We start from the raw sequence: 26,824 nt of genomic DNA on the forward strand, positions 1-26,824 counted from the left end.
GTTCAAGGCAACCGACAAGGCTACCTTCAACCTTCAGCTCGCTTACGAAGAAGCTGACACCTTCGCAGCTACTGCAAACGTAGCTTACGAACTGGTTCCAGGCTTCACCATTACTCCAGAAGTTTCCTACACCAAGTGGAACGACGACAAGTCGATCCTCAAGGGCCAGGACGCTTGGCAGGGTATGGTTCGCTTCCAGCGTTCGTTCTAATCCTAACGGATTGGTTTGAGAAAAACCCGGCAGCTCAGCTGCCGGGTTTTTTGTTATGTTTAGTTCTTAAATGCTGCGTGGCGCTTGCTTTTTTAGGACTGGCGGGCTCTCTATTCGGATAGAAATAGAGTTTTCAGCGGAGTGACTGGCTTATGTTAAAGTGGTTCTGGCCAGGCGTGACATGGACTGCGGCGCTGACCGCATTGGCGCTATGGTTCGGCGAAGATCGGGTTGAAGCCGATATTTCGACACGTTCAACGCAGGCACTTGCATCTTACAGCTGGGTCGGTTTTGACGTTGATGGCCGCGGCGTTGTACTTAAAGGAATGGCACCAGATCCTCAATCGCAGCAAGCTGCAGTCCTAGCTTTGCGCAATGTTGACGGCGTTGGCGACATTCTCGATCTGACAACAGTTCTTCCGGCAGCAAGCCCATTTGTTTTTAAACTGACAAAAAGCGGGGAGGGTATCGTTTTGTCTGGTTTTATTCCTGATAATTCCATGCGCGATGTAATCATGACTGCCACCGAATCGTCAGTATCAAGCGGTTTGGTCGATGATGAGATGGCTCTTGCGCGTGGCGCGCAGCCGGAATTCGAAGAACGTGTTCTTTTCGTTATTGATCTCGCCAGCAAATTGTCGGAAGCGGAAATTGAAATTTCCGATGCCAGATTATCGCTTAAAGGCGTCGCTCTGAGTAATCAGGATTTTGATGCTCTGACTGCTTCATTGAATGCGCCGTTGGGGCATGGATTGGCGCTATCGGGTTCAAATATTGCAAGACCCTGATTTCTGTTTGTTTTATTCGCTATCATCCCCTGTTTCTTTATCTCATCTGATTGACACCGGAGCTGTCACTGCCTTTCTGTAGGGGTGACAATTGGTACAGAATGAATATTGGGCGGATTCTATATGCTTTATCTTGCGGTTATGTTTTGGCCAGTGCTCCTGATTTCGTCTGTGATTGGCTTGGCAGTTGGTTGGCTTACCGCTGGCAAATGAGGCCGGTGTGATTCGTTCTGGGGTATAAATTTGTGCGGGGTTTTTTGATTTGCTGCTGTGGCCATTATGGTTATGCGCAAATGCGTAGAGTATGAGGGAACCTATATGCCGATGTTGATCATTCAACTGGCGATTTTGATTGCCGTTGCCTTTGTAATTGGCTGCATTTTAGGGCGCCTTATCAAAGGCCGAAAAGCCTCGGATAAAATTCAGGAAGATACGATCATTGCGGCGGCTCTCTCAGTGCCGGTGCTGAATGAGAAGCCCGAATCCGTGGCTCCGATGAAAGCCGTCGCCGTGGAAGAACCAGAGAAAAAACTGGTCGAAAATTCGCCGAAACAAGTGGGTGAGACTGTTAAAACGGCGGGGACTGAAGAGTCGGAAGCTGATCCAGAGCCGGTAGATGAGGTCGCACCAGAAGACACAATTACAGAAGTAGAAGATCCGCATCGTCCCGAGCTTCTTGATGCTCCGTTGCAAGGCGCAGCGGATGATCTGACGGCTATCAATGGTATCGGCAAATCGGTTGAAGTGATTCTGCAAAAGCTCGGTGTTTTCCATTATGCGCAGATTGCGCAGTGGAATCTTGATCAGTCCGCATGGATTGAGCGCCATATTGGTTTTGCAGGGCGCGTGACGCGTGAAAACTGGACCGGGCAAGCAATCAAGCTCGTAGAATTGAAAGAGCGAAGCACTCCCAAGAAACGTGCGAAGCCAAAGAAAGCAGGGGCAAAATCAAAAGCTCCCGCTCGCGCTAGAAAAACACAGGCTTAAAAATAGCTGAAGGCCGACTTAAAGCATGTCGCGGAAAAGTGGGAACTGCCTTCGCGGGGAAATCATTTCACTGGACTGATTTCTGATCCCGCTACGATCCGATAACGACATGCGTAAAAACAAAAAGTTAAAGCGTGTTGTATGAATACAATAAAACGCAACACGCTTTAGCGTCGGCCATCAATGAGGTCTGTGCGAATATCGGCGCTGCCGGTGAGACGTGCTTTATACACCTCATAGTTTTCCATCACACGCTGCACATAGTTGCGTGTTTCGGAAAAGGGGATGCGCTCTATCCAGTCGACCACTTCTTCAATTGGCTTGCCGCGCGGATCACCATAGCGTTCCATCCACTCAGTCGCGCGTCTGGGCCCAGCATTATAGCCTGCAAAAGTCAGCACATAAGAACCATTGAATCGGTCGAGTTGTTCGCCCAGGAAGTGCGCACCAAGCGTTGCATTATAGGCCGCGTCAGTTGTCAGTCGCTGGTCAGAATAGCTCATCCCATTGCGTGTAGCGACGCTTTTTGCAGTGGCTGGCATCAATTGCAGTAGGCCACGCGCACCGGCTTTGGAAACCGCGCCAATGTTAAATTCGCTTTCCTGCCGCGCAATTGCATAGGCAAGAGCTTTACCAGAGCCGCTGATATTGGCATTTGCCGGAATAGCCCCAACCGGATGCGAGAGTGCGCCAACATCCAGCCCACGGAAGGCGGCGGTTTTGCCGACCCGCAGGGCGAGATAATGGTTCTCGTTGCGCTCTGCCATCACTGCCAGCAGTGCCAGTTCGCCAACGCTGTTCAGCTCCTGTGAAAGCTGCATGTAAAGGGCATTGGCGCGATTGCCGTAACCAATTTTTTCAAGACGCTTGATTGCCTGCACGGCTGGACGACCCGAGAAACGCACACGTTCTGCATCGCTTGGTCGCGGATAGGCGAGTTCCGGGGCCTTTTCGCGAAGCTTGGCCGCCGAAAGCTGTCCATAGAAGGTCGTGCCGAAATGCGCAGAACGTCGATAATAGTGCGTTGCATCTCCGCCAGCACCGGCATCCGCCGCACGCCCCAGCCAGTAATAGGCGCGGGAAGCAGAAATCGGACGCGAAGAAATCTCCGCGATTTTTGCAAAATGTGGTGCGGCAAGCTTGGGCTGGTTGAGCGCGCGCAAGGCATACCACCCGGCATGGAATTCCGCTTCTGCGGCCATGGTCGGTGATTCTGCGGCATGGGCTGCGGCAAGCCTGTAGGCGAGTTGAGGCTTGTTAATGTCAAGAAGCTCGCGTGAGAGAATCCGACGCTCTACCCACCATGCATCGGGATCAAGCAGCGATGACGCATCTTTTGGCGCTTTGAGCATCAGGTTTGTTGCTTCATCGAAGCGCTCTGCCCGTCGCAGAAAACGGATTTGCAGGAACATATAGGCCGGATTGGAGTGCCACGAACGATCTACATCGGCGATAGCCTTTGCGGTGTTTGGCGATTTCTGTGCCAATGCTGCAAAGGCATTATAAAGCGACTGCGCCTGCGCTGGACCAGCTAGAAGCTTTGCAGATTGCATGCGATCATTATAAAGCGAACGCAGAAGACGGCGCTGGTGATCATCACGCGTAAGTACGCTGCCGAATTCTTTCAGGACACGCGCTTCATCATCTGCGGAAAGGCGCTCGGTTGCCCACCAGGGTGACAGAAGCTGATGCGCTTTGGCTTTGTGTCCGCTGGCTATGTAGGCGCGGGCGAGGGCGATCATACCTTCGGTTGTCTGTGGTCGCGTGGTGCCGAATGTAGAAATGACCGTTGCTGCAGGCGCGTTTTCGCGGAACAATGCGCGTTCTGAATTACGACGCAGTGCCGACATACCCGGCCAGCCTTGCAGTTCAGAGGAAGCGGCCGATATTTCGCTGCTGGGGATGCCATTTATCCCGGATGTGGCAATTGACCATGTCAGAATCTGGCGATCAAGCGAGCCTTTTGTCATACCGTTGCGGTATGCAATGGCACCGGTAACGTCTCGCGAATAGAGCGCATCAAGGCCACTTTTCAACGTACCACTGATAACAGCAGGGTTTTCGACGCGGCGAAATGAGGATGTAATGAGTGGATCCGGCGCTGCAGGGCGCGCTTTTGGCGTTACCAGATTGATTGGCGATTCATGCGTAGAAGTCGGCGCAAAGGGGCGTACCAGCGGCGTTGGGACGTCGGTTGGTAAAGATGATTGCGCATAAGCAGCGCTTATCTGTCCCGCAAAAAGCGAGGCAGCAATAATTAACCCGCCCGAAACGAGTGCTCTTTGCATTAATGGCATATCTATATTTTTCTGAACCATGATCTAACGAGAATAGAGTGCCTGATTTCGGGCAAAATATTGTTCAAATCTGGCTTTTCTAAGCCTGATCTGGTGAGTGGATAATTTGCGTAAGACTATGATCGCGATGCATGAAGCATTGGTTAATAAAAGGTTATATTTTTCCTTATGATCAATTGTGCACAGGCGGGTTGACCTTGGTGAAAGAAGTGCAGGAAAAAGCGACGAATTTTTTCGTAAAACTGTCATTTGCAGGCTGATTTGCACTTCTCCCCCGCTTGCCGGATTTGCGCTGCGAGATTATGGTGCATCGCCTTGCAGGCATTCTGGCATATTTGATAGCCAGAGTGGTATTGCTGGCTTGCGACTTATTTCTCAGGAGTTCACAGATGCTGAAAGGCTCGATTACTGCACTTGTCACGCCATTCGATAGTGAAGGAGCGTTCGACGAGAAAGCCTTTCGTGCCTTTGTGAACTGGCAGATTGAAGAGGGCACCAAAGGGCTCGTTCCTGTCGGTACAACAGGCGAAACGCCAACCCTGTCCCATGACGAGCACAAACGCGTTATCGAGGTTTGCATTGAAGTGACCGCTGGCCGCGTGCCGGTGATCGCTGGTGCTGGTTCCAACAACACGGTTGAAGCCATCGAGCTTGCACAGCACGCCGAAAAAGCTGGTGCGGATGCCGTTCTCGTTGTCACGCCTTATTACAACAAGCCAAACCAGCGTGGCCTTTACGAGCATTTTTCGCGCGTCGCCCGCTCGATCTCTGTTCCATTGATTGTCTATAACATTCCGGGTCGTTCGGTTATTGATATGACACCTGAAACCATGGGTGCACTTGTTCGCGATCACAACAATATTGTGGGCGTCAAGGATGCGACCGGCAAGATCGAACGGGTTTCCGAACAGCGCATTACGTGTGGCAAAGATTTTATCCAGCTCTCGGGCGAAGATGCAACAGCCCTCGGTTTCAATGCTCATGGAGGCGTTGGCTGCATTTCGGTAACGTCGAACATCGCACCGCGTCTTTGCGCAGAGTTTCAGGATGCCTGTCAGGCAGGTGACTATTCAAAGGCACTGGAATTGCAGGATCGCCTGATGCCATTGCACAAGGCGCTGTTCATAGAGCCTAATCCTTCAGGTCCAAAATACGCCCTGTCGCGCCTGGGCCGCATCGAAAATGTTCTGCGTTCGCCGATGGTGACGGTTGAAGCGGCGACGGCTGAAAAGATCGATCAGGCCATGAAACACGCAGGACTTGTCAATTAAGACTGCTGATTTGGGTAATTGAGACATTATTACGCTCTCGCCCGTGCGAGAGCGTTTTCATTTCCGGCAATGCGCATTATATGGTTCCATTATGAATAAGCCGAAAAATTCTCCTGCCCGCAAAATGATCGCTGAAAATCGTAAAGCGCGCTACAATTTTGAGATTACCGACACGCTTGAGGCTGGTCTTGTTTTGACCGGTACTGAAGTGAAATCGTTGCGCGCCAATCAGGCCAATATTGCTGAAAGCTATGCAAGCTTTGAGAATGGCGAATTCTGGCTGATCAATTCCTATATTCCGGAATATACGCAGGGCAATCGTTTCAATCATGAGCCGCGCCGCTTGCGTAAGCTTTTGATAAGCCGCCGCGAAATGGGACGAATTTTCAATTCTGTCTCACGAGAGGGCATGACCGTTGTTCCATTGAAGCTTTACTTCAATGATCGCGGTCGGGCGAAACTCGAAATTGGCGTGGCGCGCGGTAAAAAGAATCATGATAAGCGCGAGACTGAAAAGCAGCGCGACTGGAACCGTGAAAAGTCACGTCTATTGCGCGATCGTGGATAAATAATAACAAAAGAGCGCTTTAAGCGCTCTTTTCATTGAGATAACTGCGAACATTTCTGAAAACATCTCGGAACATCGACTCCGTCAGCTTTCCCGTATTGGTGTTGTAGCGCGAGCAGTGATAGCTCGAAAATATCCGCAAATGATCAATCTCGGTTTCCTTGCAGTGGCCAAAGGGATGTCGAGATACGGGCGCGCCCATCGCGCGAACCGTCGACTGATGCGCAATCGTACCCAATGTGACAACGGCTCGCAGATTTTTGAAATGTGTGAGCAGAGGGCTGAAAAACTGACGGCAATTGTTGATTTCACTGCCCACCGGTTTGTTTTCGGGGGGCACACAGCGCACCGCATTGACAATACCGGCATCTATAAGCCGCAGACTGTCATCGGGCCGTGCTTCAAAATTACCTGTTGCAAAACCAAATTCGCATAGGGTGCTGTAGAGAAGCTCGCCCGCATAATCGCCGGTAAAAGGGCGTCCGGTGCGATTAGCACCGCGCAGGCCGGGAGCAAGGCCAACGATCAGAAGCCGAACATCATCGTCATATGCGGGCAGAAATGGAGAAACCGGCGCATTGTGCCATTCAGGTTCTTTGCGCCGCCATTCTTGAAGAAAAGCATGCAAACGCGGACAAATTGTACAGTTCGGTGAAGGTTCTGAAATCATCACCTTGCATGAACCGGACAATTGCCCGCGTCAATAGTTCTGATCAGACTGCATTCCGAAAACCGTGAAATGGCTTTCGAATAAGATGCGCTCTAAATCAATAATCGTCGTCTTGATCATCATCCTGACGGCGCTGCTGCTGCGGGCGCTCGGAAGGATCGCGACCAATTTCCGACTTCAGCGAAACAAGATCGATGAAATGATCGGCCTGACGGCGCAACTCATCGGAAATCATTGCTGGTTGTGTTGTCAGCGTAGAAACAACGGAAACCTTACGGCCCTTGCGCTGCAATGCTTCTGCAAGCGAACGGAAATCGCCATCGCCTGAGAAAATCACAAAGTGGTCCACAGTGTCGGTTAACTGCATGGCATCGACGGTGAGTTCGATGTCCATATTACCCTTGACCTTACGACGGCCTGTGGAATCGGTAAATTCCTTGGCAGCTTTGGTGACAACCTTGTAGCCGTTGTAATCGAGCCAATCGATCAATGGGCGGATTGAAGAATATTCCTGATCCTCAACCAGAGCCGTGTAATAATATGCACGGAGCAAATAACCACGTTTCTGGAAGGCCTTCAAAAGTTTACGGTAATCAATATCGAAACCGAGTGTCTTAGAGGCTGCATATAAATTTGCACCGTCAATAAATAGCGCAATTTTTTCACGAGAATCAAACATCGTGCAATATATCCACTCTGCGACCTACAGGGAGTGGGCCTGCGACCGCGTATTCAGATTTGTTTCTTAAACGGCGGGGGTATTCATTTTAGTACCAATGACGTTTATTGCGTTCTACGGAGATATTATAGAAAAACAAGCAACTCATGGTTGTTATTTGATGGTTCTTAATTGCTTATACGAGATATTTGCCTATAGCAATGGATAATCGATTAAAATCTATTGTTCCGATTTGACGCACAGCGTGTATTTGTCAGACAGATTATAGCTTAGGGTCTGCAAGGGATTAGTTTTGCATCGTGGTACGGATGAAAATTACACAGATTTAGGAGCTAAACCGAGGGGGGAGTTCTGCACTGAGGTTTTGCGACGCAAAGCTGGGCAGTTTTGACCATATCCCTTCGAGACGCCGTGGGGTTCCTGTCTGAATGCGTCAAACAGCCCTTGTGGAGGCACACTCCATGGCGACCTGCTCTTATGTTCAGGAACGAAATCCGTCGCACGCCACGCCCTGAACCTAATTCGCCATAGACCCTGGTCCAGCCGTCTGATCAAGTGTTTTGATCTGATCGTTCTCTCATGAAACGCTCTGAATCACTGATGTCTTGCACTGCGTTCGACATGCGCTCTAAACAACAGTGGTAAGTTTGCCTGAAATTAAGAACCCTGTCGTTTACCTTTTGCGCTTTTGCTTGTAATTTCGGCGCATAAGCGTTATGTGCAAGAAAAATTCCGTTAAAGTTTAAGAGATGAAAGGGACCGCCCATGGCTCGCGTCACCGTTGAGGACTGCGTAGATAAGGTCGAGAACCGTTTTGAACTGGTTCTGTTGGCCGGTCACCGTGCCCGACAGATTTCTCAGGGTGCTCAGATCACGATCGATCGTGACAACGATAAAAACCCTGTTGTTGCTCTGCGTGAAATTGCTGACGAAACGCTTTCGCCTGACGATCTCAAGGAAGACTTGATCCATTCGTTGCAGAAGCATGTGGAAGTTGATGAGCCAGAAGCACCTGCGGCTGCGCCTGCTCAGCTCACAGATGCATCCGATGCGCTTGCTGAAGGCATAGCTGAAGCAGCCGAAGACGATGCGATTACCTTCGACAGCATGTCCGAAGAAGAACTGCTTGCTGGTATCGAAGGTCTGGTCGCTCCGGAAAAGAACGACGACTTCTAATAGCCTTACGGCTACCGTATTTTGCATGCGCTGTAGCCTGACGAGGCTATGGCGCATGTTTTTATCTGGCTGTTGCACCAAGGCTGCAGACTTTTCTCGGGGATGTGAGAAAGGCTGAGTTGTGAAATTAAGGCTCTTTGCAGAAAACAGGTCAGAAAGTTCGTGAATTATTATATTTATTAGCGATTTTCGGTCAAACTAGCTGCTTGATATAGGACGGTTAAGGAGTTTGCGTAGATGATGCGCCAATATGAGCTTGTAGAGCGTGTTCAGCGATACAAGCCTGACGTCAACGAGGCGCTTCTCAACAAGGCATATGTTTATGCCATGCAGAAGCACGGCAGCCAGAAACGCGCATCCGGCGATCCTTATTTTTCCCATCCGCTTGAAGTAGCGGCAATTCTCACAGACATGCATTTGGATGAAGCGACCATTGCGATTGCGCTCCTGCATGACACGATTGAAGACACGACTGCGACGCGTCAGGAAATCGACCAGCTTTTCGGACCTGAAATCGGCAAACTCGTTGAAGGGCTAACCAAGCTCAAGAAGCTTGACCTTGTTTCCAAGAAGGCTGTGCAGGCTGAAAACCTGCGCAAGTTGCTGCTGGCGATTTCCGAAGATGTGCGCGTGCTTCTGGTGAAGCTTGCTGATCGTCTGCACAATATGCGCACGCTTGGCGTGATGCGCGAAGACAAGCGCCTGCGTATAGCTGAAGAAACCATGGACATCTATGCGCCGCTTGCTGGTCGCATGGGTATGCAGGACACGCGTGAAGAGCTTGAAGAACTTGCCTTTCGCTATATCAATCCCGATGCTTGGCGCGCAGTCACGGATCGTCTTGCGGAGCTTTTAGAGAAGAACCGCGGGCTTCTACAAAAAATTGAAGAAGATCTTTCGGAAATTTTCCAGAAAAATGGCATCAAGGCCAGTGTCAAAAGCCGGCAGAAAAAGCCATGGTCGGTTTTCCGCAAGATGGAAACCAAAGGCCTGTCGTTCGAGCAGCTTTCCGATATTTTCGGCTTCCGCGTCATGGTCGATTCCACACAGGATTGCTATCGTGCGCTTGGCTTGATCCATACCACTTGGTCCATGGTTCCGGGGCGGTTCAAAGATTATATTTCGACCCCAAAGCAGAACGATTATCGTTCGCTGCATACCACCATCATTGGCCCATCACGTCAGCGTATCGAATTGCAGATCCGCACACGCATGATGGATGAAATCGCTGAATTCGGTGTCGCGGCTCACTCGGTCTATAAAGATCGTGGCAGCGCCAACAATCCGCACAAGATTTCAACGGAAACCAACGCCTATGCGTGGTTGCGCCAAACCATTGAGCAGCTCTCCGAAGGCGACAATCCAGAAGAGTTTCTTGAGCATACCAAGCTCGAACTGTTTCAGGATCAGGTTTTCTGTTTTACGCCCAAGGGGCGTCTCATCGCGCTGCCGCGCGGGGCAACACCGATTGATTTTGCTTATGCGGTGCACACCGATATTGGCGACAGCTGTGTTGGTGCCAAGGTCAATGGCCGCATCATGCCTTTGATGACAGAGCTTAAAAATGGCGATGAAGTCGATATTATCCGCTCGAAAGCGCAGGTGCCGCCTGCTGCATGGGAATCGCTTGTGGCAACAGGCAAGGCCCGCGCTGCTATTCGCCGTGCTACGCGCTCGGCAGTTCGAAAGCAGTATTCGGGCCTTGGCATGCGCATTCTTGAACGCGCATTCGAGCGTGCGGGTAAGACTTTCAGCAAGGATATTTTAAAGCCAAGCCTGCCTCGTCTTGCGCGCAAAGAAGTCGAGGATGTTCTGGCAGCGGTTGGTCGTGGCGAACTGCCATCGACCGACGTTGTGAAGGCGGTTTATCCTGACTATCAGGATACGCGTGTTACCTCTCAGAACAGCCCGGCAAAAACTGGTGAAAAGGGCTGGTTTAATATTCAAAACGCGGCTGGCATGATTTTCAAGGTGCCGGAAGGTTCTGAAGCCGCTCCTGAGCCTGTCGCTTCCGGTGAAAAACCAAAGCGTAAGGCCGTGCCGATCCGTGGTACCAATTCTGATTTGCCGGTACGTTTTGCACCAGAAGGTGCCGTTCCCGGTGATCGCATCGTTGGTATTATGCAGCCGGGTGCTGGCATTACGATCTATCCTATCCAGTCGCCTGCATTGACTGCTTATGACGATCAGCCTGAGCGCTGGATTGATGTACGTTGGGATATTGACGAGGGAATGCACGAGCGCTTCCCGGCGCGGATAACCGTGTCAACGATCAATTCGCCCGGTTCTTTGGCTGAAATTGCGCAGATCATTGCAGCAAATGACACCAATATTCACAATCTTTCCATGGTGCGTACCGCACCCGATTTCACAGAGATGATTATCGATGTTGAAGTATGGGATCTTAAGCACCTCAACCGCATCATTTCCCAATTGAAAGAAAGCGTTGGCGTCAGTGACGCAAAGCGTGTGAACGGATAAGGCAAAATGAAAACTGAAGACGTCCTTGCTGTCTTCCGCGAAGCGGGAGCGATCCTTGAAGGCCATTTTATTCTGACATCTGGCCTGCGCAGCCCGATTTTCTTGCAGAAGGCACGCGTGTTCATGCATGCCGACAAAACGGAAAGACTCTGCAAGGCGCTTGCGGAAAAGATCAAGGCTGCCGATCTCGGTCCAATAAACTATGTTGTCGGTCCAGCAATTGGCGGTCTTATCCCGTCTTATGAAACCTCGCGACATCTCGGTGTGCCATCAGTATGGGTCGAGCGTGAAGACGGTACTTTCCGTTTGCGCCGTTTCGATTTGCCGAAAGGCTCACGCGTCGTGATTGTTGAAGACATCGTCACCACGGGCTTGTCGATTCGCGAAACCATCGATTGCATGAAGGACATCGGCATCGAAGTGGTCGCTGCCGCTTGTATCGTGGATCGTTCTGCTGGCAAGGCTGATGTTGGCACCAAGCTGATTTCGCTTGCTGAGTATGAAGTTCCAGCCTATTCGCCCGATAATTTGCCACCGGATCTCGCTGCAATTCCAGCGATTAAGCCGGGCAGCCGCAATATCTGATAAGCTTCCGTTACAATATTGATTTTGTTGAGCGCAATTTCGCCGTGCGGCGAAATTGCGCTTTGCGTTATTGCTCCCGCACCCTTATTTTAGGGGAGGGCAAGCATACGCCCTAATCCCCCTGCGTAGAGCGGTTCCTGATTAGACGGAATCGTAAGAACCGTTCTATCAAATTGTTTATCGCATTATCTCACGCAAAACCGCTTCGCACTTTTGCTGGATATGCTCTAGGAATTCATTGTGGCTGTTGCGCCTCTCATATTTGACCAAAAAGCTTCTCATCGGGCGCCGTGTGGCGTCTGCGTGGATTGTGATGTACGGCGCATGGCTGTGTGTTCAGCACTCGATGACGGCGATCTTGATGCTCTTGAATCCATCATGTCGTCGAAAAAGCTTGATGCCAATGAAATGCTGGTGGAAGAGGGGGATCCAAAGCGCCGTGTTTTCAGCCTGACGTCTGGCATGCTGCGTATTTATACCTCACTCCCCGATGGACGTCGCCAGATTGCTGGATTTCTGGTTCCGGGCGATTATCTTGGACTAGCCGATGACGAGGTTTATTCGCAGTCGGCAGAAGCTGTCGTACCTTCCGTTCTCTGCGCCTTTTCGGCAAAGGAAATGGATGGGCTGATGGAAAACTTTCCCAAGCTCAAAGAGCGTCTTTACCAAATGACGCGCGAAGCGCTGCGGACGGCGCGCGATAATCAGCTTGTGCTCGGTCGTCTTGCTCCGGTGGAAAAGCTTGCAAGTTTTCTTCTGGTTCTGGCCGCGCGTACTGAAAAGCGCGGCGGCAAACCCAATCTTGTTCATTTGTCGATGAACCGCACCGATATTGCTGATTATCTTGGCCTGACGATCGAAACGGTCAGCCGCAGCTTTACCAAGTTGAAGACACAGGGACTTATCCAGTTGATCGATTCCAATACCGTCGAGATATTGTCACGTCGTTCGCTTGCCTCGGTTGCGGGTATGGACCCGGAAAATATTTAACCCGCAATTTATTTGTTTTGATTTGGTTGATTCAAATCAATGTATTTTGCGGAAACACCCACTAAACCTGATCATGGAAACGGACGCAGCATAGTCAAATGTTGCTCTATTTTGATGAGGGATTGGGTTTTGTTGTGGCTGACAATTACAATATCGGCTGTTATGCATGCGGGCTTCCTTGCCGCATCATGCCGACTTGCCCTGCAGAGTGCCCATCTTCGTCCAGTGCACGTAAAGGTGAGAGATTTTCGCCTGATCGTCAGGAACGAGGATTGGAATTATCATGCATGAAGCCGCGATAAGACGTTATGCGGCGCTGGCCGTTCCACGCTACACATCATTCCCTACTGCTGCGGATTTTACGCCGGTCACACCTGAGAGCACACGCCGCTGGTTGCGCCAGATCGGCCCGGAAGAAGGCGTCTCGCTTTATATCCATGTGCCGTATTGCAAAGAGATTTGTCACTATTGCGGATGCCATTCTAAGATGGCTGTTCGTGAGGACGTAATAGAAAACTTCGTTATCGCGCTTTTAAGCGAGATCGAAACTGTAAGTGCAAGCCTGACGGCTCGTCCGCAAGTTGTGCATTTACACTGGGGCGGGGGCACCCCTTCTATCCTGCATGCAAACCAGTTCAAACGCATCGTGGCAGCACTTCGTCTGTCGTTCGATTTCCATCCAGATATGGAACACGCGATTGAACTTGATCCACGCACGGTTAATCCTATTCTGGTCAAGACTTTGGCCCTGATCGGCGTCAATCGTGCCAGCCTCGGTGTGCAGGACGTCAATGCCGATGTTCAGAAGGCAATCGGTCGCATTCAGCCGATAGAAACTGTTGTAAGGGCTGCAATGCTTTTGCGTGAAGTCGGGATTGATCGACTGAACTTTGACCTGATTTACGGTCTGCCACTTCAGACGGTGGAAAGTCTTCGCGAGACCTGTGAACGTGTGGCTGTAATGAAACCGGATCGTGTCGCCTGCTTTGGTTATGCGCATCTGCCGCAACGTCGCGCCAATCAAAAACTGATCGACGAAAGCCTTCTGCCCGATGCAGATGAACGTTTTGCGCAGGCAAGCACAGTTGCTGAAAGCTTCATTAGTTTTGGTTATCAGCCGGTTGGCATCGATCACTTCGCATTGCCTGATGATGCGTTGGCCGTTGCTGCCGAAAACGGCACGCTGCACCGCAATTTTCAGGGCTACACAACGGATCGGTGCCAGACACTGATTGGCTTAGGACCTTCATCGATTTCGCAATACCCAGCTGGCTATACGCAGAACATTTCCGATGTCGGCCAATACAGCAAACGTGTTGTAACAGGTGGCCTTGCAACTGTGCGGGGCTATTCGATGCGCGACAGCGACAGACTGCGGGCAAGTATCATCACGGCACTCATGTGCAACTTCCGGGTTGATCTTAACCTCGCTGCACCGGGCATCGAGTTTTCCGATGAAATGGCTTTGCTGCGCCCGCTGGTGGCTGACGGATTGGTCGAAGTGCGCGATGGCGTCATCACTGCAACGAAAGATGGCAAGCCACTGATTCGTTTGGTTGCCGCGACCTTCGACGAGTTTCGCAGGGAGAGCATGCCGGGCTTTAGTTTCGCCGTGTGAAATATTTTACGCATGTTGCAGATAGACATCGCAATGTGCGCTAGAACAAAGAAATGAAGTGAGCTTCACTTTATTTCAGAGCTGCCGCTGCACCGGGCCGTCAAATGGTCAGTGGCATCAGGAGCACCGTTCGTTGGGGGATGAGCGGTGCTCCGCCTTTTTATTCAAAGGCTGAGCTTATCGAGCCTTTTGCATCTTCGGCAGGAAAATCGTCAGAAGACCTAAGAGCGGCAGATAAGAGCAGATCTGATAGACAAACTCGATGCTTGTCCGGTCTGCAACGATGCCGAGCAATGCCGCCGCAATACCGGCAATGCCGAATGCCAGGCCGAAGAACAGTCCTGAAACCATGCCGACACGTCCGGGAAGCAGTTCCTGCGCAAAGACGATGATTGCCGGGAAGGCCGAAGCCAGAACAAAGCCGATGATCACGGTCAGAATTGCTGTGACTTCGAGATTTGCATAAGGCAGCGCGAGTGTGAAAGGCAGAATTCCTAAGATCGAAACCCAGATCACCGTGCGTGTGCCGATCTTGTCGCCGATAGGCCCACCAACAATTGTGCCTGCCGCAACAGCGCCAAGGAACAGGAACAGAAGCAACTGCGACGCCTGAACGGTCACGCCAAAATGGCTGATCGTATAGAATGTATAGTAGCTTGTGAGGCTCGCCATATAGACATATTTGGTGAAGATCAGCAGGGCAAGAACACCAATCGAAGCGATCACCTTGTTGCGCGGCAAAGGCAGCGTTTTGTCGGCCTTTGGCTTGTGCTTATTGGCGAGGTTATGCTGATTGTACCAGTTGCCGACATACCAGAGCAGTGCCATGCCGATCAGTGCCGCGATCGAAAACCACGATACACTTGCCTGTCCGAAGGGCAGGACGATGAAAGCCGCAAGCAATGGTCCGATTGATGAACCGAAATTGCCACCGACCTGAAACATAGACTGTGCAAAGCCATGGCGACCGCCCGATGCAAGGCGTGCAACACGCGCAGCCTCTGGGTGGAACACGGAAGAGCCAAAGCCAATAAAGGCGGCACCCAATAGCAGGGCTGAATAGTGATGTGCTGTGGCAAGCAGTATCAGGCCGATCAGCGTGCAACCCATCCCGAAGGGAAGCGAATACGGCATCGGGCGGCGATCCGTATAGATGCCGACGATTGGTTGCAGGATCGAAGCCGTGACCTGAAAAGTGAAGGTGAGCAGACCAATCTGCCAGAAGGACAGGCTGTAATTGTCTTTCAGCATCGGATAGATGGCAGGAAGCAGTGACTGCATCATGTCATTGAGGAAATGGCCCATACTGGTGGCCAGAATGATGGCGAGAACCGTATTGTTCGCGCTGCTTTCTGAAGGCTGCTCGGCAGCATTCGTGCTCATAATTTTACTCCGAAGATCACATGTGAGGGAATTTTCCCTGTAATTTGGGCTGATCAAGCAGGGTTGTTGTTCGAATATTACCCTCGTGGTCCTTTCATAATTAGATTGTTTCGCGCCTGCTTTCGTGATTTGGTCCATTACTTTCGAGAGTGGGCCAAAGCTAATGAAGCCGAAATCACCTCCGGGGCTTTTATTACCGGGCAGTGAAGACCTGCAAAGGTTTCATGAAGACCGTATCGCTATGCTTGAAAAGCTGAGCGGGCCGGTAATTGCTCTGCCGACAGAATATCCCGATGGCTATTTTGTCCCCCAGCATAGCCACAGCCGGGCGCAGCTTTTGTGCGCGTCGCACGGTGTGGTACTGGTGACAACGGATGCCGGACGCTGGATGATCCCTGGCGATCACGCGATCTGGATACCTGCGGGTGTCAAACATTCCGTAGAGATCGTTGGCGACGTGTTTATGCGCTCCATCTATATCGCAGTGGATGCCATTTCGGGCGTGCCAGATTATCTGCATGTGGTCGGCATGACCGATTTGATGCGCTGTCTGATCATCGACGCAACATTGGTTGACAGCATTCCAGAGCCGGGAAGCCGCGATGCTTTGGTGATAGAGCTGATTCTGCGAGACTTGCACACTCTGCCGCAAAGACCGCTTGGCTTGCCTTTCCCCGCCGATATTCGCCTGCAAAAGCTCTGCCGTGATTTTGTGAAATCACCGTCTGCGCGCGCGACGATTGATGACTGGGCCGACCGTATGGCCATGAGCCGGCGTTCATTCACCCGCCATTTTCAGCGTGAAACCGGAGTTAGCTTGTCTGTGTGGCGGCAGCAGGCTTGTCTTTTCGCAGCTCTTCCACGTCTGAGCGAAGGAGAGCCGGTAACAAGTGTAGCCCTTGATCTTGGTTATGATAGCGTGTCTGCATTTACGACAATGTTTCGCCGTATGCTGGGGGTATCGCCGAAGTTCTATTCGCCACGAATACACTCGGTATCCGTCGAAGGCAGTGTTCGACACCCTTCTGCATCGTTATAATAATAACAATTGTTTCATTGCGAAGAGAGCAGTATGAGAAGCTATGTTATTTCAACGCCGAATTCCGCCGACCCGAAGCGAGCGCTTTAGAACGCTTGTCTGGCCGCGCCGCTCATTTGCCCGCTCGTTTAAATATGGCGGCAAGCGTGTGCTGCGCATCACTGCATCTCCGCATGCAGTTGCTGCGGGGCTGGCCGTTGGCGTTTTTGCAGCTTTCACACCGTTTTTCGGCTTTCATCTGATTATCGCAATTGTGCTGGCCTACTTTTTGGCTGGTAATATTGCCGCTGCAGCGCTCGGCACAACGCTGGCCAACCCGCTGACGCTGCCGTTCATCTGGGGCAGCACCTATGAGCTTGGCCGTTTCGTTATCAGCGGTGATATTGAAAGCGCGCCACCACTGCATCTAGGTCATGCGCTTCAGACAATGAAATTCAGTGAAGTCTGGTCGCCGCTGTTAAAGCCCATGCTGTTTGGATCGACCATTCTCGGCGCATTTTTTGCGGTGATCGCCTATTTCGTGACACGCTTTGCAGTTACCGCGTTTCGCCGACGCAGGCTTGAGCGCTTGGCACAAAAACATCTTTTGGAAGGCAAGCGGGAGCCGCAAAAAATATGATCATCGGCATTGGCAGCGATCTGATCGATATTCGCCGCGTAGAAAAGACCCTCGAAAAGCACGGCGATCGTTTCACTAAACGCGTTTTTACTGACATTGAACAAGTAAAATCCGACGGTCGTAAACAGCGTGCGGCGTCCTATGCCAAACGATTTGCCGCTAAAGAAGCATGCTCCAAAGCGCTCGGAACTGGCCTTTCAAATGGTGTTTTCTGGCGCGACATGGGCGTTGTGAATACGCCGTCCGGCAAACCCACCATGAAACTGACAGGCGGGGCCGCAGAGCAGTTGAAGCGTCTGCTGCCTAAAGGCAAACGCGCTGCCATACATCTGACAATTACCGATGATTTTCCTCTTGCGCAGGCTTTCGTGATTATCGAAGCATTGCCTGAAAATGAATAATACGCGCCGCGTAAGTGTGGCAAACACCAAAACAATTGCGATTGTGGCAGGTAAACTCCTGCTCATAATCGTGCGAGAAGCGGCTGAGCGGATTGCTTCACGCAATCATAGCCGTTATTAGATCGCACATCGGCAAGCGGAGATACAATGAGCGTGTCCAGCAAAAGTGAAACTAAAAAATCAGGCGGCATTGGCGAAACCGTCAGCGTTATCGTGCAAGCATTGCTGCTGGCACTGATTATTCGCAGCCTGCTTTTCCAACCATTTAGCATTCCGTCTGGCTCGATGCGCCCGACCTTGCTGGAAGGCGATTACCTGTTTGTATCGAAATATGCCTATGGTTATTCGCGTTATTCGCTCCCCTTTGGCTTTGATCTTTTCAATGGCCGTATCTGGGGTGCAGAGCCCAAGCGCGGTGACGTGGTGGTCTTCAAACTGCCAAGCGACACCAATATCGACTACATCAAACGCGTGATCGGCCTTCCGGGTGATCGCGTGCAGATGCGTGGTGGCGTGCTCTATATCAATGACGTTGCGGTTGAGCGGGAACGTGTTGGAACAATTACCAATCCAGACGTGACCGAGGTCAACCGTCCGGTTGAGGTTTATCGTGAGACGCTCCCCAATGGCGTGAGCTATGATACGCTTGATCTTGCGCCTAATTCCATCGGCGATGACACGCGCGTCTTTGAAGTGCCTGCCGGTCATTACTTCATGATGGGCGACAATCGCGATAACTCGCTCGACAGTCGTTTTGGTGTTGGCTACGTGCCTTATGAAAATCTGGTCGGTCGCGCGAATATTATTTTCTTCTCCATCGCCGATAAGGCAAGCCCGCTCGAAATCTGGAAATGGCCGACTGACGTTCGTTTCAGCCGTCTTTTCTCCTGGGTGAGCGGAGAACCGCACACTGCCGTAACCGGAAACTGAGATGGTTTCCGCAAACAACGCAGCATCGATACTGGAAGAGCGCACAGGACACCGTTTTCTCAATCTGAAACGATTGGAACGTGCGCTCACCCACTCAAGTGTGCAGGCGCCATCGCGCGCCAATTATGAACGGTTGGAATTTCTTGGTGACCGGGTTCTCGGTCTGGTGGTTGCGGAAATGCTTTTCGAAGCATTTCCCGACGCGCCCGAAGGTGAATTGTCCGTACGCCTCAATGCGCTGGTCAATGCAGAAACCTGTGCGGCAATTGCTGATGAAATCAGACTTGCAGATCTTATTCAAACGGGTTCAGACATAAAATCACTCAACGACAAACGCCTGCTTAACGTGCGTGCGGATGTCGTGGAAGCCTTGATCGCAACGATTTATATGGATGGCGGACTGGAAGCAGCCCGCCTCTTTATAAAGCGTTATTGGCAGGGGCGGTCGCTTGAGACCGGTGCTGCACGTCGCGATGCTAAAACCGAGTTGCAGGAATGGGCGCATCAGCAGGGCAATGTTCACCCGACCTACAGTATTTTGAGCCGTAGCGGGCCGGATCATGATCCGTCATTTACTGTCGAGGTGACGGTAAAGGGCTTTGCGTCGGAAACAGGCGAGGGGCGATCTAAGCGTATTGCCGAGCAAAGCGCTGCCGAAGCCATGCTTTATAGGGAATCTGTCTGGAAACGCGACAGTTCCGTATAAGTTGTAAATCAGCATTCTTTTAAGCAAAAATCGGCTATAATCAGCTTAACAGCGACAGGTCATGGGCTTGTCGCATCGACGGAACGATTTGGGCAAGGGACGCTTCTGTCGCCATTATTAAAATAGAGCAATTCCAGCGAAAGTGGGGACCAGTTTACGTCGGGAATTGCGCAAACAAAAAAATGGAGTGCTTCCGTGTTTTTTATAAGCAGGACGACTCCCAAAAGGATGAGCAATGAACAATCCGACGACGCCGTCAAACGGCGAAACTGAAACCCTACAGACCCGTTCTGGCTTTGTGGCGCTGATTGGTGCGCCAAATGCCGGAAAATCGACGCTGGTCAACCAGCTCGTCGGCACCAAGGTTTCTATCGTCACCCATAAAGTGCAAACGACGCGCGCGCTGGTGCGCGGTATTTTCATTCACGAGCAGGCGCAGATTGTTCTGGTCGACACACCCGGCATATTTCGTCCAAAGCGCCGTCTTGATCGCGCTATGGTGACGACTGCATGGGGTGGTGCCAAAGATGCCGACATTATTCTGGTACTTCTGGATGCGCAGGGCGGTCTCAATGAGAATGCTGAAGCGCTTCTCGAAAGCATGGCCAATGTACGCCAGAAGAAAGTACTGGTTCTCAACAAGGTCGACCGCGTCGATCCGCCAAAGCTGCTTGATCTTTCCCAAAAAGCCAATGAAAAAGTTGCATTCGATCAGACTTTCATGATCTCCGCACTTAATGGCTCGGGCTGTAAGGATCTTGCGAAGTTTCTGGCCGCGACCGTTCCGAACGGTCCATGGTATTATCCGGAAGATCAGATTTCCGATATGCCGATGCGCCAACTCGCGGCAGAAATTACGCGCGAAAAGCTTTACCTGCGTCTTCACGAAGAACTGCCTTATTCCTCGACGATTGAAACCGAAAGCTGGGAAGAACGTAAGGATGGCTCGGTGCGGATCGAGCAGGTGATCTATGTCGAGCGCGAGAGCCAGAAAAAGATTGTGCTTGGTCATAAAGGCGAGACGATCAAGGCAATTGGCCAGTCTGCCCGAAAAGAGATCAGCGGTATTCTTGAACAGAATGTGCACCTCTTCCTGTTCGTGAAGGTTCGTGAAAACTGGGGCAATGATCCTGAGCGTTATCGTGAAATGGGTCTTATTTTTCCGAAGTAAAGTGTATCAGACAGATAGCCGCGCATAATTCAGAAAGTCACCCGACTTTCGTGTAGAATTATACGCAAAAGGGAATCTGGTAAAAAAACATCTATGGAATGGCGCGATGAAGGCATAATTCTCGGCACACGACGACATGGCGAAACAAGCGCCATTGTCGAAGTGATGACGCGTGAACATGGCCGTCATCTGGGCATGGTGCGCGGTGGACGATCCCGCCGCATGCAGCCTCTGCTCCAGCCCGGTAATCATGTTGATCTGACATGGTGGGCGCGGTTGGACGAGCATATGGGTTCGTTCACGATTGAACCGCTTGGCTTTGCTGCTGCCCGTTTGATTGAAACGCCTGTTGCGCTTTATGGCATTCAGCTGGTTGCAGCTCATCTGAGGCTTTTGCCAGAACGCGACCCGCAAGGTGCGCTTTATGAAACGTTGCGCCTTATCATTGAGCATTTTGACGATCCGCTATCGGCAGGCGAATTGCTGCTGCGCTTTGAAGTGATGATGCTTGAAGAACTGGGCTTCGGCCTTGATCTCAGGGAATGCGCCGCCACTGGCGTGCGCGAAAACCTGATCTATGTTTCGCCAAAGTCAGGACGGGCAGTCTGTGCCGATGCAGGTGCACCATGGGCTGATAAAATGCTGCCCTTGCCATCTTTTGTCAGCAGCACGTCCATCCGCGCTTCCTGTTATGAAGACCTCAACGATGCATTTCGCATGACAGGCTTTTTCTTCCTGCGCCACGTGTGGGAGCCGCGTGCGCAAACCCCGCCTGATGCGCGTGGCGGCTTTCTCAATGCCATATCGCGCATAATCAACTTACAACAGGCAGGCTGAATACTTCGCCTTCAAAGGCATGTTGTCCGCGGCCAATGCCGCGAATAGCCTCGACCATGCGGCCTTTACGACCCAGTATCTGATCGGCGAGTTCGATCAATCGGATGTTCGGCGTCGCGGATGGTGAAACCGCACGCAGCTTGCTTGCAAGTTCCGCTTCATCAAGCTCCGAGTTGAGCGCCAGTGCCGCGATAAAAGCGCTCGCCGTGGAGCGCGAGATACCAGCATAACAATGGATAAGCAGCGGCTTTTCCTGATCCCATATTTTCACGAATTCAAGCAATTGTTCGACATGCGTTTTTTCGGGCATCACCAGACCGTCACGCGGTTCAACAATATCGTTGAAAATCAGGCTAAGTCGCTTCGTCTCATAGGGCAGGCAAGGCAAATCGCCACTGCTCAACGTCACGATATAGCTTGGCTGATGCAGCGCAATTTGGGCTTCAAGTTTGGAAAGCGGACTGACAACAATTCGCGTCATATCTATTTCTTCCGCGCTTGTTCGAGAGTGGCAAAGCGCTCCAGAAAATCATTCTGCACGTTTTGCGTCGGGCGCGGCGTAAGGTCCAATCCTGCCGGATCGAACCCGCGTGGGCGGCCAAAATATTTGGTGGCTTCGATCTCGCTGAAACCTGCAAGTCGTGTCGCCTCGAAATAGGCGGCAATCTGATCCGCACGCTTCATCTGCTTTTTAAGCGTTACTGAAATGGAAGCAGGCAGCGAGAAACGCAGGTGAACAGCGGCTTCCAGTCGCGTTTCTATGAGCTTGTAATTGCCTCCCATCACAGCCTTGAATGGCGAGATCATGTCACCAATCACATATTCGGGCGCATCGTGCAGAAGCGTGAGCATCTGCTGCTCAATGCTTGCATCCGGCACCATGCGATTGAATATCTGCTCGACCAGCAGGGAATGCTGCGCCACAGAATAGGCGTGCTCACCAATGGTCTGCCCGTTCCAGCGCGCAACACGCGCAAGCCCATGCGCGATGTCTTCAATCTCGACGTCAAGCGGTGAAGGATCGAGCAGGTCAAGCCTGCGGCCTGACAACATGCGCTGCCATGCACGATCCCTGCCCGATGAACGATCTACGGCAGCCATCAGTCCTTTCCCGTCTCAGCGATTGGAAAAGTGAAGCCAACATGCGGCGGCAAATCGAGAGTGATTTCATTTTCACCGGCCCGAATGGCTGTGCCTGAATCAAGCGAATCCTTCACCCTATCAATGCGCACAAGCGCAAGGCCGATCCGGCCCGAAGAGCTGCCAAGCGTTCCGATTTCACGACCGCCAACGGTTATCGGCGTACCCATTGCAGGTAGGGGCGTGTCGGATTTTGCAACCAGTACACGGCGGCGCGGCGTGCCGCGATGCTGCATGCGGGAGACAACTTCCTGTCCGACGAAGCAGCCTTTCGGGAATGTCACACCGCCAGTCTGGTCGAAGTTCACGTCATGCGGGAACACATCATTATAAGCAAAATCAGCTTCGCCTTCGGCAATTCCATATTCGGCACGAAGCGCCCCCCATGCGCTTTCGTCACTGATATTTCTTGCCTTTTCATAAATGCGAATCACATTCAGATCACGCGGAAAGCGCGTATCTCGCTTCATTGAATCATCTTGTGAAGAAACGGAATCATTCTCCCAGCAAACGCCGACAAGTGATTCTGGCAATTGGGTAATTTCAGCTTTGGCGCGCAGACGATAAAGCGTCATCCGCTTGGCAAAATCAGCAGCAATTGCCGCTGGCATATCGAAGCGAAGACCGTTTTCAATGCGCGACACGAGAAAGTCGAACATGATTTTGCCTTGCGGTGCCAGCAGTGCTCCGGGTTTTAATTCGTCCGCGCCAAGATTGTCGAGATTAGTGGTGATGACGGCCTGTACGAATTTTTCCGCATCTTCGCCCGTGATGTGAACCACAGCTCTGTTGGAAAGAGTGATTAATTCCGCTACCGTCGCCATCGCTTCTTCCTTGCCTTTATTATCATCGTTACGTAAGCCGCATTGAAAAGGCTCGCAAGCCCCATTCAGCCCAGAGGAGACAACAATGACCCAGACGTTCGATACGATCCTGAAAGGTGCAACCATTGTCAATCATGACGGCACAGGTAGCCGAGACATTGGTATTCGTAACGGGCGCATAGAGGCGATTGGGTCATTGGCTGCAAATTCGGCTGCCGAAGTTATTGATTGCACCGGCCTGCATATTCTGCCGGGCGTGGTCGATAGTCAGGTGCATTTTCGCGAGCCGGGACTGGAGCACAAGGAAGATTTGGAAACGGGTTCGCTCGCAGCCGTTCTTGGTGGCGTGACATCTGTATTCGAAATGCCGAACACCAAGCCGCTGACAACCACCGCAGAGACGCTTGAAGATAAAATCCGCCGTGGCCGCCATCGCATGCATTGCGATTTTGCGTTCTGGGTCGGTGGCACACGCGACAATGCAAAAGACGTGGCCGAACTTGAGCGCCTGCCGGGCGCTGCTGGCATCAAAGTTTTCATGGGCTCATCAACCGGCGACCTGCTGGTGGAGGATGATGACGGCGTGCGCTCTATTCTTAAGAACACCCGCCGCCGTGCAGCCTTCCATTCCGAAGACGAGTTCCGCCTGAAAGAGCGCGAAGGTCTGCGCGTTGCGGGGGATCCATCGAGCCATCCCGTCTGGCGCGATGAAGTTGCAGCCCAGCAATGCACCGAACGTCTCGTGCGTATTGCACGCGAAACCGGCGCACGTATCCATGTACTGCATATTTCGACAGCCGAAGAAATTGACTTCCTGCAAGGCCACAAGGATGTGGCAACCTGCGAAGCCACTCCGCATCATTTGACACTTTCTGCAGACGATTATGCGACGCTTGGTAATCTCATTCAGATGAACCCGCCGGTGCGTGACAAGCGCCATCGCGACGGCGTCTGGAAAGGCATTGATCAGGGCATCGTCGACGTGCTTGGTTCTGATCATGCACCGCATACGCTCGAAGAAAAGCAGAAATCCTATCCCGCGTCGCCTTCCGGTATGACGGGCGTTCAGACATTGGTGCCGATCATGCTCGATCATGTCAATGCCGGCAGGCTTTCGCTTGAACGCTTCGTTGATTTGTCGAGCCATGGCCCTAACCGCATTTTCGGTATGGCACGCAAGGGCCGCATTGCTGTCGGTTATGATGCTGACTTAACGATTGTTGATTTGAAGCGTCGCGAGACAATCACGCACGAACAGGCTGGCTCAAAGGCTGGCTGGACCCCTTATCATGGCAAGACGGTCACCGGCTGGCCAGTCGGCACGTTTGTGCGGGGCATCAAGGTTATGTGGGAAGCTGAAATCGTCAATCCGAACAAGGGCGAGCCAGTCGAGTTTCTTGAAGCTTTACCGCATCGCGCATAATTTCCATTTGGCGTGAGATGTCCCATCTTTGTCCGAGGTGGGACTTTCGGCATATGTTGCAGGTGTTATCGTCTCCTTGTAAGATATTTTAAGGAGTACAAAATGTCCGTTCATGATACCGTTCTTCTGGTGATTGATGCGCAGGAGTCTTTCCGCAAAGCTCCATATTATCGCGATGATGAGGTCGCAGCCTATGTCGATCGCCAGCAGGCCTTGATTGATGGAGCTAAGCGTCAGGGAATCGCGGTTGTACAGATTTTTCATACCGCCAAAGAAGGGCCGTTCTCGGAAGCATCGGGTTTCGTAAAGACGCTCTCACCGCTTTCTATTGAACCGGATGCTGTTTTCCGCAAAAGCCGCCACAGCGCACTGGTCGGAACCGGTCTTGATGTATGGCTGATTGACAATGGCATCCGCAACATCATCATTTCAGGCATTCGCACCGAACAATGCTGTGAGACAACGACGCGTCAGGCGTCTGATCTTGGTTACAAGATTGATTTCGTGGGCGAGGCGACACTGACATTCCCTATGACCGATGCCAACGGTCGTGAATGGAGTGCGGCTGAAATCCGCGCGCGCACCGAGTTGGTGCTTGCCGGTCGCTTTGCACGCATTGCAACCGTCGAACAGGCGCTTGCAGGCAATACAGAACGGAAAGCTGCATGAACCAAGCCGCTGACAGTGTCTTAACTGTTCAGGTCTTTGTCGTTGTTCCGCCGCGCACGCTTTTGCTGGACGTGGCGGGACCGATAGAGGTTTTGCGCAAGGCAAATGTCGAGCAAAAAGTCTTGCAATTCGAGGTCAGCTATATCGGTCCATCGGATATGGTCACCAGTTCGATTGGACTTTCGGTGGCCAATATTGCCCCTATGCCGCAAAGCCTGCCAGATAATGCGCTTGTGGTCATTTCCGGCTCAGCAGATGTGCCGATGGGTGGCGCTGTTACGAGCCGCGAAGACGATGCGATACTTGAAGAGCAGATTGTCGTGTGGTTGCGCCGCAGCATTCGCCCCGGAATAAGGCTGGTTTCAATTTGCTCTGGTGCATTGCTGGCGGCACGCGCAGGCTTGCTCGACGGCTATGCATGCACGACGCATCACATGGCGATAGATGAACTTAATCGTCTGGCACCCGCATCACGCGTTCTACAAAACCGACTGTTTGTCGATGATCGCGACAGGCTGACCAGTGCTGGCATCACTGCCGGCATTGATCTCATGTTGCATATTGTGGCGGAAATGGCAGGCCATGCGCTGGCCCTCTCGGTGGCACGCTATCTGGTCGTTTATCTGCGGCGCAGCGGTGGTGATCCGCAGCTTTCGCCCTGGCTGGAGGGGCGCAATCATATGCATCCGGTTGTGCATCGCGCACAGGACGTGATTGCAGAAAATCCCGCAGCCAACTGGTCTGTTGACAGACTGGCCGAAGCAAGCGGTGCAAGCCCGCGTAATCTCTCGAGGCTGTTCAATGAACATGCCGGTATGAGCGTGACCGATTATGCCAACCGGCTAAAGGTCAGCCTAGCGCGTGAGATGTTGCTGAATTCCGCTCTTGATATGGAAAACATTGCTGAACGGGCCGGCTTTGCTTCCACGCGGCAGTTTCGCAGAGTGTGGGAGCGGATTTATGATGCACCACCAAGCCGGATGCGGGGCTTCGCTGCGATCAATAGTGCTTACTGAAGAACGCGCTGGGGCAGAAATGTTCCGGCGATGATTTGTTCGCGCATTTTCTCGATCAGTTCGAGCGCACAATCTTCACCCGCTTCACGCATAAGTTCGGTCAAAGCCGTGGTGAAAGCAGCTTCAGCAAGAATTTCTGGCTCAATTCCTTCGGAAATACCATCGGCCCAGGCTTCATTCTGGTATTCGATTGCAACGAGCTTCTTCTCGCGGGCAATCATTTCGTCCAGATCGGCTGGCATATAGTCCATTGATTTCATCCCGGCTTGCGCCCTTATTGTCTCACTGCATCGGCCGAGTTCTCACCGTATTCATTCGGGAGTGTAAGCGCTCGTAGCCTGACTA

At 51.9% G+C, this 26,824-nt stretch carries 28 protein-coding genes; 20 read left to right on the forward strand and 8 right to left on the reverse strand.

The window, feature by feature from the left end; all coding sequences use genetic code 11:
* From CEV31_RS09450 to CEV31_RS09460, 3 genes are all read left to right on the forward strand, one after another.
* The coding region (locus tag CEV31_RS09450) for a porin (protein WP_210190909.1) at positions 1-211 on the forward strand (211 nt) is incomplete at its 5' end.
* Positions 212-363: 152 nt separating this feature from the next.
* A complete protein-coding gene (locus tag CEV31_RS09455) occupies positions 364-999 on the forward strand; it encodes a BON domain-containing protein (RefSeq protein ID WP_094506831.1) in 636 nt (211 codons plus the stop codon).
* A 318-nt stretch (positions 1,000-1,317) separates the two neighbouring features.
* Positions 1,318-1,986 (forward strand): hypothetical protein, encoded by a 669-nt coding sequence (locus CEV31_RS09460; protein WP_094507289.1) that lies wholly within the window; start codon positions 1,318-1,320, stop codon positions 1,984-1,986.
* Positions 1,987-2,153: 167 nt separating this feature from the next.
* On the opposite strand, the gene CEV31_RS09465 is transcribed toward CEV31_RS09460, so the two are convergent.
* On the reverse strand, positions 2,154-4,274 hold the full coding sequence (locus tag CEV31_RS09465; protein ID WP_094507290.1) for a lytic transglycosylase domain-containing protein: 2,121 nt from the start codon (positions 4,272-4,274) through the stop codon (positions 2,154-2,156).
* Between the two features lie 398 nt (positions 4,275-4,672).
* Between CEV31_RS09465 and dapA the strand changes: the two genes are divergently transcribed.
* Both dapA and smpB read left to right on the forward strand, forming a co-directional pair.
* Positions 4,673-5,554, forward strand: coding sequence for a 4-hydroxy-tetrahydrodipicolinate synthase (dapA, locus tag CEV31_RS09470; protein WP_094506832.1), 882 nt, complete (start codon positions 4,673-4,675; stop codon positions 5,552-5,554).
* Between the two features lie 91 nt (positions 5,555-5,645).
* Positions 5,646-6,122 (forward strand): SsrA-binding protein SmpB, encoded by a 477-nt coding sequence (smpB, locus tag CEV31_RS09475; RefSeq protein WP_094506833.1) that lies wholly within the window; start codon positions 5,646-5,648, stop codon positions 6,120-6,122.
* Positions 6,123-6,141: 19 nt separating this feature from the next.
* On the opposite strand, the gene CEV31_RS09480 is transcribed toward smpB, so the two are convergent.
* The gene (locus CEV31_RS09480) at positions 6,142-6,792 is read right to left on the reverse strand and encodes a uracil-DNA glycosylase (protein ID WP_094506834.1); all 651 of its coding nucleotides are present in this window, start codon (positions 6,790-6,792) and stop codon (positions 6,142-6,144) included.
* 97 nt (positions 6,793-6,889) lie between these two features.
* Entirely contained in the window at positions 6,890-7,471 is a 582-nt protein-coding gene (locus CEV31_RS09485; RefSeq protein WP_094506835.1) for a LabA-like NYN domain-containing protein, read from the reverse strand.
* 765 nt (positions 7,472-8,236) lie between these two features.
* Here CEV31_RS09485 and rpoZ point away from each other — a divergent pair.
* The 5 genes from rpoZ (at position 8,237) to hemN (ending at position 14,321) form a co-directional block, all read left to right on the forward strand.
* Positions 8,237-8,647 (forward strand): DNA-directed RNA polymerase subunit omega, encoded by a 411-nt coding sequence (gene rpoZ / locus CEV31_RS09490; RefSeq protein ID WP_094506836.1) that lies wholly within the window; start codon positions 8,237-8,239, stop codon positions 8,645-8,647.
* Positions 8,648-8,884: 237 nt separating this feature from the next.
* A complete protein-coding gene (locus CEV31_RS09495) occupies positions 8,885-11,128 on the forward strand; it encodes a RelA/SpoT family protein (protein WP_094506837.1) in 2,244 nt (747 codons plus the stop codon).
* A gap of 6 nt (positions 11,129-11,134) precedes the next feature.
* Positions 11,135-11,713 (forward strand): orotate phosphoribosyltransferase, encoded by a 579-nt coding sequence (gene pyrE / locus CEV31_RS09500; RefSeq protein WP_094506838.1) that lies wholly within the window; start codon positions 11,135-11,137, stop codon positions 11,711-11,713.
* Positions 11,714-12,037: 324 nt separating this feature from the next.
* Positions 12,038-12,703, forward strand: coding sequence for a helix-turn-helix domain-containing protein (locus tag CEV31_RS09505; protein WP_235818068.1), 666 nt, complete (start codon positions 12,038-12,040; stop codon positions 12,701-12,703).
* A gap of 283 nt (positions 12,704-12,986) precedes the next feature.
* Positions 12,987-14,321, forward strand: a complete 1,335-nt coding sequence (hemN, locus tag CEV31_RS09510; RefSeq protein WP_094506840.1) for an oxygen-independent coproporphyrinogen III oxidase — start codon at positions 12,987-12,989, stop codon at positions 14,319-14,321.
* 177 nt (positions 14,322-14,498) lie between these two features.
* Here the strand turns inward: hemN and CEV31_RS09515 are convergent, their stop codons facing one another.
* On the reverse strand, positions 14,499-15,704 hold the full coding sequence (locus CEV31_RS09515; protein WP_094506841.1) for an MFS transporter: 1,206 nt from the start codon (positions 15,702-15,704) through the stop codon (positions 14,499-14,501).
* 163 nt (positions 15,705-15,867) lie between these two features.
* Between CEV31_RS09515 and CEV31_RS09520 the strand changes: the two genes are divergently transcribed.
* The 7 genes from CEV31_RS09520 to recO all read left to right on the forward strand — a co-directional run bounded on the left by CEV31_RS09520 (position 15,868) and on the right by recO (position 21,407).
* Positions 15,868-16,743 carry an AraC family transcriptional regulator gene (locus tag CEV31_RS09520; protein WP_094506842.1) on the forward strand — a complete coding sequence of 292 codons (876 nt, stop codon included), beginning with the start codon at positions 15,868-15,870 and terminating at the stop codon, positions 16,741-16,743.
* Between the two features lie 43 nt (positions 16,744-16,786).
* The gene (gene bspA, locus CEV31_RS09525) at positions 16,787-17,362 is read left to right on the forward strand and encodes a type IV secretion system effector BspA (protein ID WP_094506843.1); all 576 of its coding nucleotides are present in this window, start codon (positions 16,787-16,789) and stop codon (positions 17,360-17,362) included.
* Positions 17,359-17,763: a holo-ACP synthase gene (gene acpS, locus CEV31_RS09530; protein WP_094506844.1), complete on the forward strand. Its 405-nt coding sequence runs from the start codon at positions 17,359-17,361 to the stop codon at positions 17,761-17,763. The genes bspA and acpS overlap by 4 nt, the downstream gene beginning before the upstream one ends.
* Positions 17,764-17,910: 147 nt before the next feature.
* Entirely contained in the window at positions 17,911-18,693 is a 783-nt protein-coding gene (lepB, locus tag CEV31_RS09535) for a signal peptidase I (RefSeq protein ID WP_094506845.1), read from the forward strand.
* Position 18,694: 1 nt separating this feature from the next.
* Positions 18,695-19,399, forward strand: a complete 705-nt coding sequence (gene rnc / locus CEV31_RS09540) for a ribonuclease III (RefSeq protein ID WP_094506846.1) — start codon at positions 18,695-18,697, stop codon at positions 19,397-19,399.
* A gap of 235 nt (positions 19,400-19,634) precedes the next feature.
* A complete protein-coding gene (era, locus tag CEV31_RS09545) occupies positions 19,635-20,570 on the forward strand; it encodes a GTPase Era (protein WP_094506847.1) in 936 nt (311 codons plus the stop codon).
* Positions 20,571-20,663: 93 nt separating this feature from the next.
* Positions 20,664-21,407, forward strand: a complete 744-nt coding sequence (recO, locus tag CEV31_RS09550) for a DNA repair protein RecO (protein WP_094506848.1) — start codon at positions 20,664-20,666, stop codon at positions 21,405-21,407.
* On the opposite strand, the gene CEV31_RS09555 is transcribed toward recO, so the two are convergent.
* Genes CEV31_RS09555 through ygfZ form a run of 3 tightly spaced genes read right to left on the reverse strand, consistent with a single transcriptional unit; the run spans position 21,385 to position 23,371 of the window.
* Positions 21,385-21,888, reverse strand: coding sequence for a tyrosine phosphatase family protein (locus CEV31_RS09555; RefSeq protein WP_094506849.1), 504 nt, complete (start codon positions 21,886-21,888; stop codon positions 21,385-21,387). The two genes, recO and CEV31_RS09555, sit on opposite strands and share 23 nt — an antisense overlap.
* A 2-nt stretch (positions 21,889-21,890) precedes the next feature.
* The gene (locus tag CEV31_RS09560; protein WP_094506850.1) at positions 21,891-22,508 is read right to left on the reverse strand and encodes a YfbR-like 5'-deoxynucleotidase; all 618 of its coding nucleotides are present in this window, start codon (positions 22,506-22,508) and stop codon (positions 21,891-21,893) included.
* Positions 22,508-23,371 carry a CAF17-like 4Fe-4S cluster assembly/insertion protein YgfZ gene (gene ygfZ / locus CEV31_RS09565; RefSeq protein ID WP_094506851.1) on the reverse strand — a complete coding sequence of 288 codons (864 nt, stop codon included), beginning with the start codon at positions 23,369-23,371 and terminating at the stop codon, positions 22,508-22,510. The genes CEV31_RS09560 and ygfZ overlap by 1 nt, the downstream gene beginning before the upstream one ends.
* 85 nt (positions 23,372-23,456) lie before the next feature.
* Between ygfZ and CEV31_RS09570 the strand changes: the two genes are divergently transcribed.
* The 3 genes from CEV31_RS09570 (at position 23,457) to CEV31_RS09580 (ending at position 26,479) form a co-directional block, all read left to right on the forward strand.
* Positions 23,457-24,794 carry a dihydroorotase gene (locus CEV31_RS09570; RefSeq protein ID WP_094506852.1) on the forward strand — a complete coding sequence of 446 codons (1,338 nt, stop codon included), beginning with the start codon at positions 23,457-23,459 and terminating at the stop codon, positions 24,792-24,794.
* A 102-nt stretch (positions 24,795-24,896) separates the two neighbouring features.
* Positions 24,897-25,463, forward strand: a complete 567-nt coding sequence (locus CEV31_RS09575; RefSeq protein ID WP_094506853.1) for an isochorismatase family protein — start codon at positions 24,897-24,899, stop codon at positions 25,461-25,463.
* Positions 25,460-26,479: a GlxA family transcriptional regulator gene (locus CEV31_RS09580; protein ID WP_094506854.1), complete on the forward strand. Its 1,020-nt coding sequence runs from the start codon at positions 25,460-25,462 to the stop codon at positions 26,477-26,479. Before CEV31_RS09575 ends, CEV31_RS09580 begins: the two co-directional genes overlap by 4 nt.
* On the opposite strand, the gene CEV31_RS09585 is transcribed toward CEV31_RS09580, so the two are convergent.
* A complete protein-coding gene (locus CEV31_RS09585) occupies positions 26,473-26,730 on the reverse strand; it encodes a hypothetical protein (protein ID WP_210190911.1) in 258 nt (85 codons plus the stop codon). The two genes, CEV31_RS09580 and CEV31_RS09585, sit on opposite strands and share 7 nt — an antisense overlap.
* Positions 26,731-26,824: the final 94 nt, after the last annotated feature.

The organism is Brucella thiophenivorans, assembly GCF_002252445.1.
In the GTDB taxonomy this organism is placed as follows: domain Bacteria; phylum Pseudomonadota; class Alphaproteobacteria; order Rhizobiales; family Rhizobiaceae; genus Brucella; species Brucella thiophenivorans.

Coding starts and splice junctions, on each gene's coding strand:
- recO (WP_094506848.1), top strand. CDS start 20,664: ATGGAATGGCGCGATGAAGGCATAATTCTCGGCACACGACGACATGGC.
- CEV31_RS09585 (WP_210190911.1), bottom strand. CDS start 26,730: ATGGACTATATGCCAGCCGATCTGGACGAAATGATTGCCCGCGAGAAG.
- CEV31_RS09580 (WP_094506854.1), top strand. CDS start 25,460: ATGAACCAAGCCGCTGACAGTGTCTTAACTGTTCAGGTCTTTGTCGTT.
- pyrE (WP_094506838.1), top strand. CDS start 11,135: ATGAAAACTGAAGACGTCCTTGCTGTCTTCCGCGAAGCGGGAGCGATC.
- CEV31_RS09455 (WP_094506831.1), top strand. CDS start 364: ATGTTAAAGTGGTTCTGGCCAGGCGTGACATGGACTGCGGCGCTGACC.
- CEV31_RS09505 (WP_235818068.1), top strand. CDS start 12,038: ATGGCTGTGTGTTCAGCACTCGATGACGGCGATCTTGATGCTCTTGAA.
- hemN (WP_094506840.1), top strand. CDS start 12,987: ATGCATGAAGCCGCGATAAGACGTTATGCGGCGCTGGCCGTTCCACGC.
- bspA (WP_094506843.1), top strand. CDS start 16,787: ATGTTATTTCAACGCCGAATTCCGCCGACCCGAAGCGAGCGCTTTAGA.
- CEV31_RS09570 (WP_094506852.1), top strand. CDS start 23,457: ATGACCCAGACGTTCGATACGATCCTGAAAGGTGCAACCATTGTCAAT.
- CEV31_RS09555 (WP_094506849.1), bottom strand. CDS start 21,888: ATGACGCGAATTGTTGTCAGTCCGCTTTCCAAACTTGAAGCCCAAATT.
- ygfZ (WP_094506851.1), bottom strand. CDS start 23,371: ATGGCGACGGTAGCGGAATTAATCACTCTTTCCAACAGAGCTGTGGTT.
- smpB (WP_094506833.1), top strand. CDS start 5,646: ATGAATAAGCCGAAAAATTCTCCTGCCCGCAAAATGATCGCTGAAAAT.
- CEV31_RS09465 (WP_094507290.1), bottom strand. CDS start 4,274: ATGCAAAGAGCACTCGTTTCGGGCGGGTTAATTATTGCTGCCTCGCTT.
- CEV31_RS09575 (WP_094506853.1), top strand. CDS start 24,897: ATGTCCGTTCATGATACCGTTCTTCTGGTGATTGATGCGCAGGAGTCT.
- CEV31_RS09480 (WP_094506834.1), bottom strand. CDS start 6,792: ATGATTTCAGAACCTTCACCGAACTGTACAATTTGTCCGCGTTTGCAT.
- dapA (WP_094506832.1), top strand. CDS start 4,673: ATGCTGAAAGGCTCGATTACTGCACTTGTCACGCCATTCGATAGTGAA.
- CEV31_RS09520 (WP_094506842.1), top strand. CDS start 15,868: ATGAAGCCGAAATCACCTCCGGGGCTTTTATTACCGGGCAGTGAAGAC.
- CEV31_RS09560 (WP_094506850.1), bottom strand. CDS start 22,508: ATGGCTGCCGTAGATCGTTCATCGGGCAGGGATCGTGCATGGCAGCGC.
- rnc (WP_094506846.1), top strand. CDS start 18,695: ATGGTTTCCGCAAACAACGCAGCATCGATACTGGAAGAGCGCACAGGA.
- acpS (WP_094506844.1), top strand. CDS start 17,359: ATGATCATCGGCATTGGCAGCGATCTGATCGATATTCGCCGCGTAGAA.
- era (WP_094506847.1), top strand. CDS start 19,635: ATGAACAATCCGACGACGCCGTCAAACGGCGAAACTGAAACCCTACAG.
- CEV31_RS09460 (WP_094507289.1), top strand. CDS start 1,318: ATGCCGATGTTGATCATTCAACTGGCGATTTTGATTGCCGTTGCCTTT.
- CEV31_RS09485 (WP_094506835.1), bottom strand. CDS start 7,471: ATGTTTGATTCTCGTGAAAAAATTGCGCTATTTATTGACGGTGCAAAT.
- lepB (WP_094506845.1), top strand. CDS start 17,911: ATGAGCGTGTCCAGCAAAAGTGAAACTAAAAAATCAGGCGGCATTGGC.
- CEV31_RS09495 (WP_094506837.1), top strand. CDS start 8,885: ATGATGCGCCAATATGAGCTTGTAGAGCGTGTTCAGCGATACAAGCCT.
- CEV31_RS09515 (WP_094506841.1), bottom strand. CDS start 15,704: ATGAGCACGAATGCTGCCGAGCAGCCTTCAGAAAGCAGCGCGAACAAT.
- rpoZ (WP_094506836.1), top strand. CDS start 8,237: ATGGCTCGCGTCACCGTTGAGGACTGCGTAGATAAGGTCGAGAACCGT.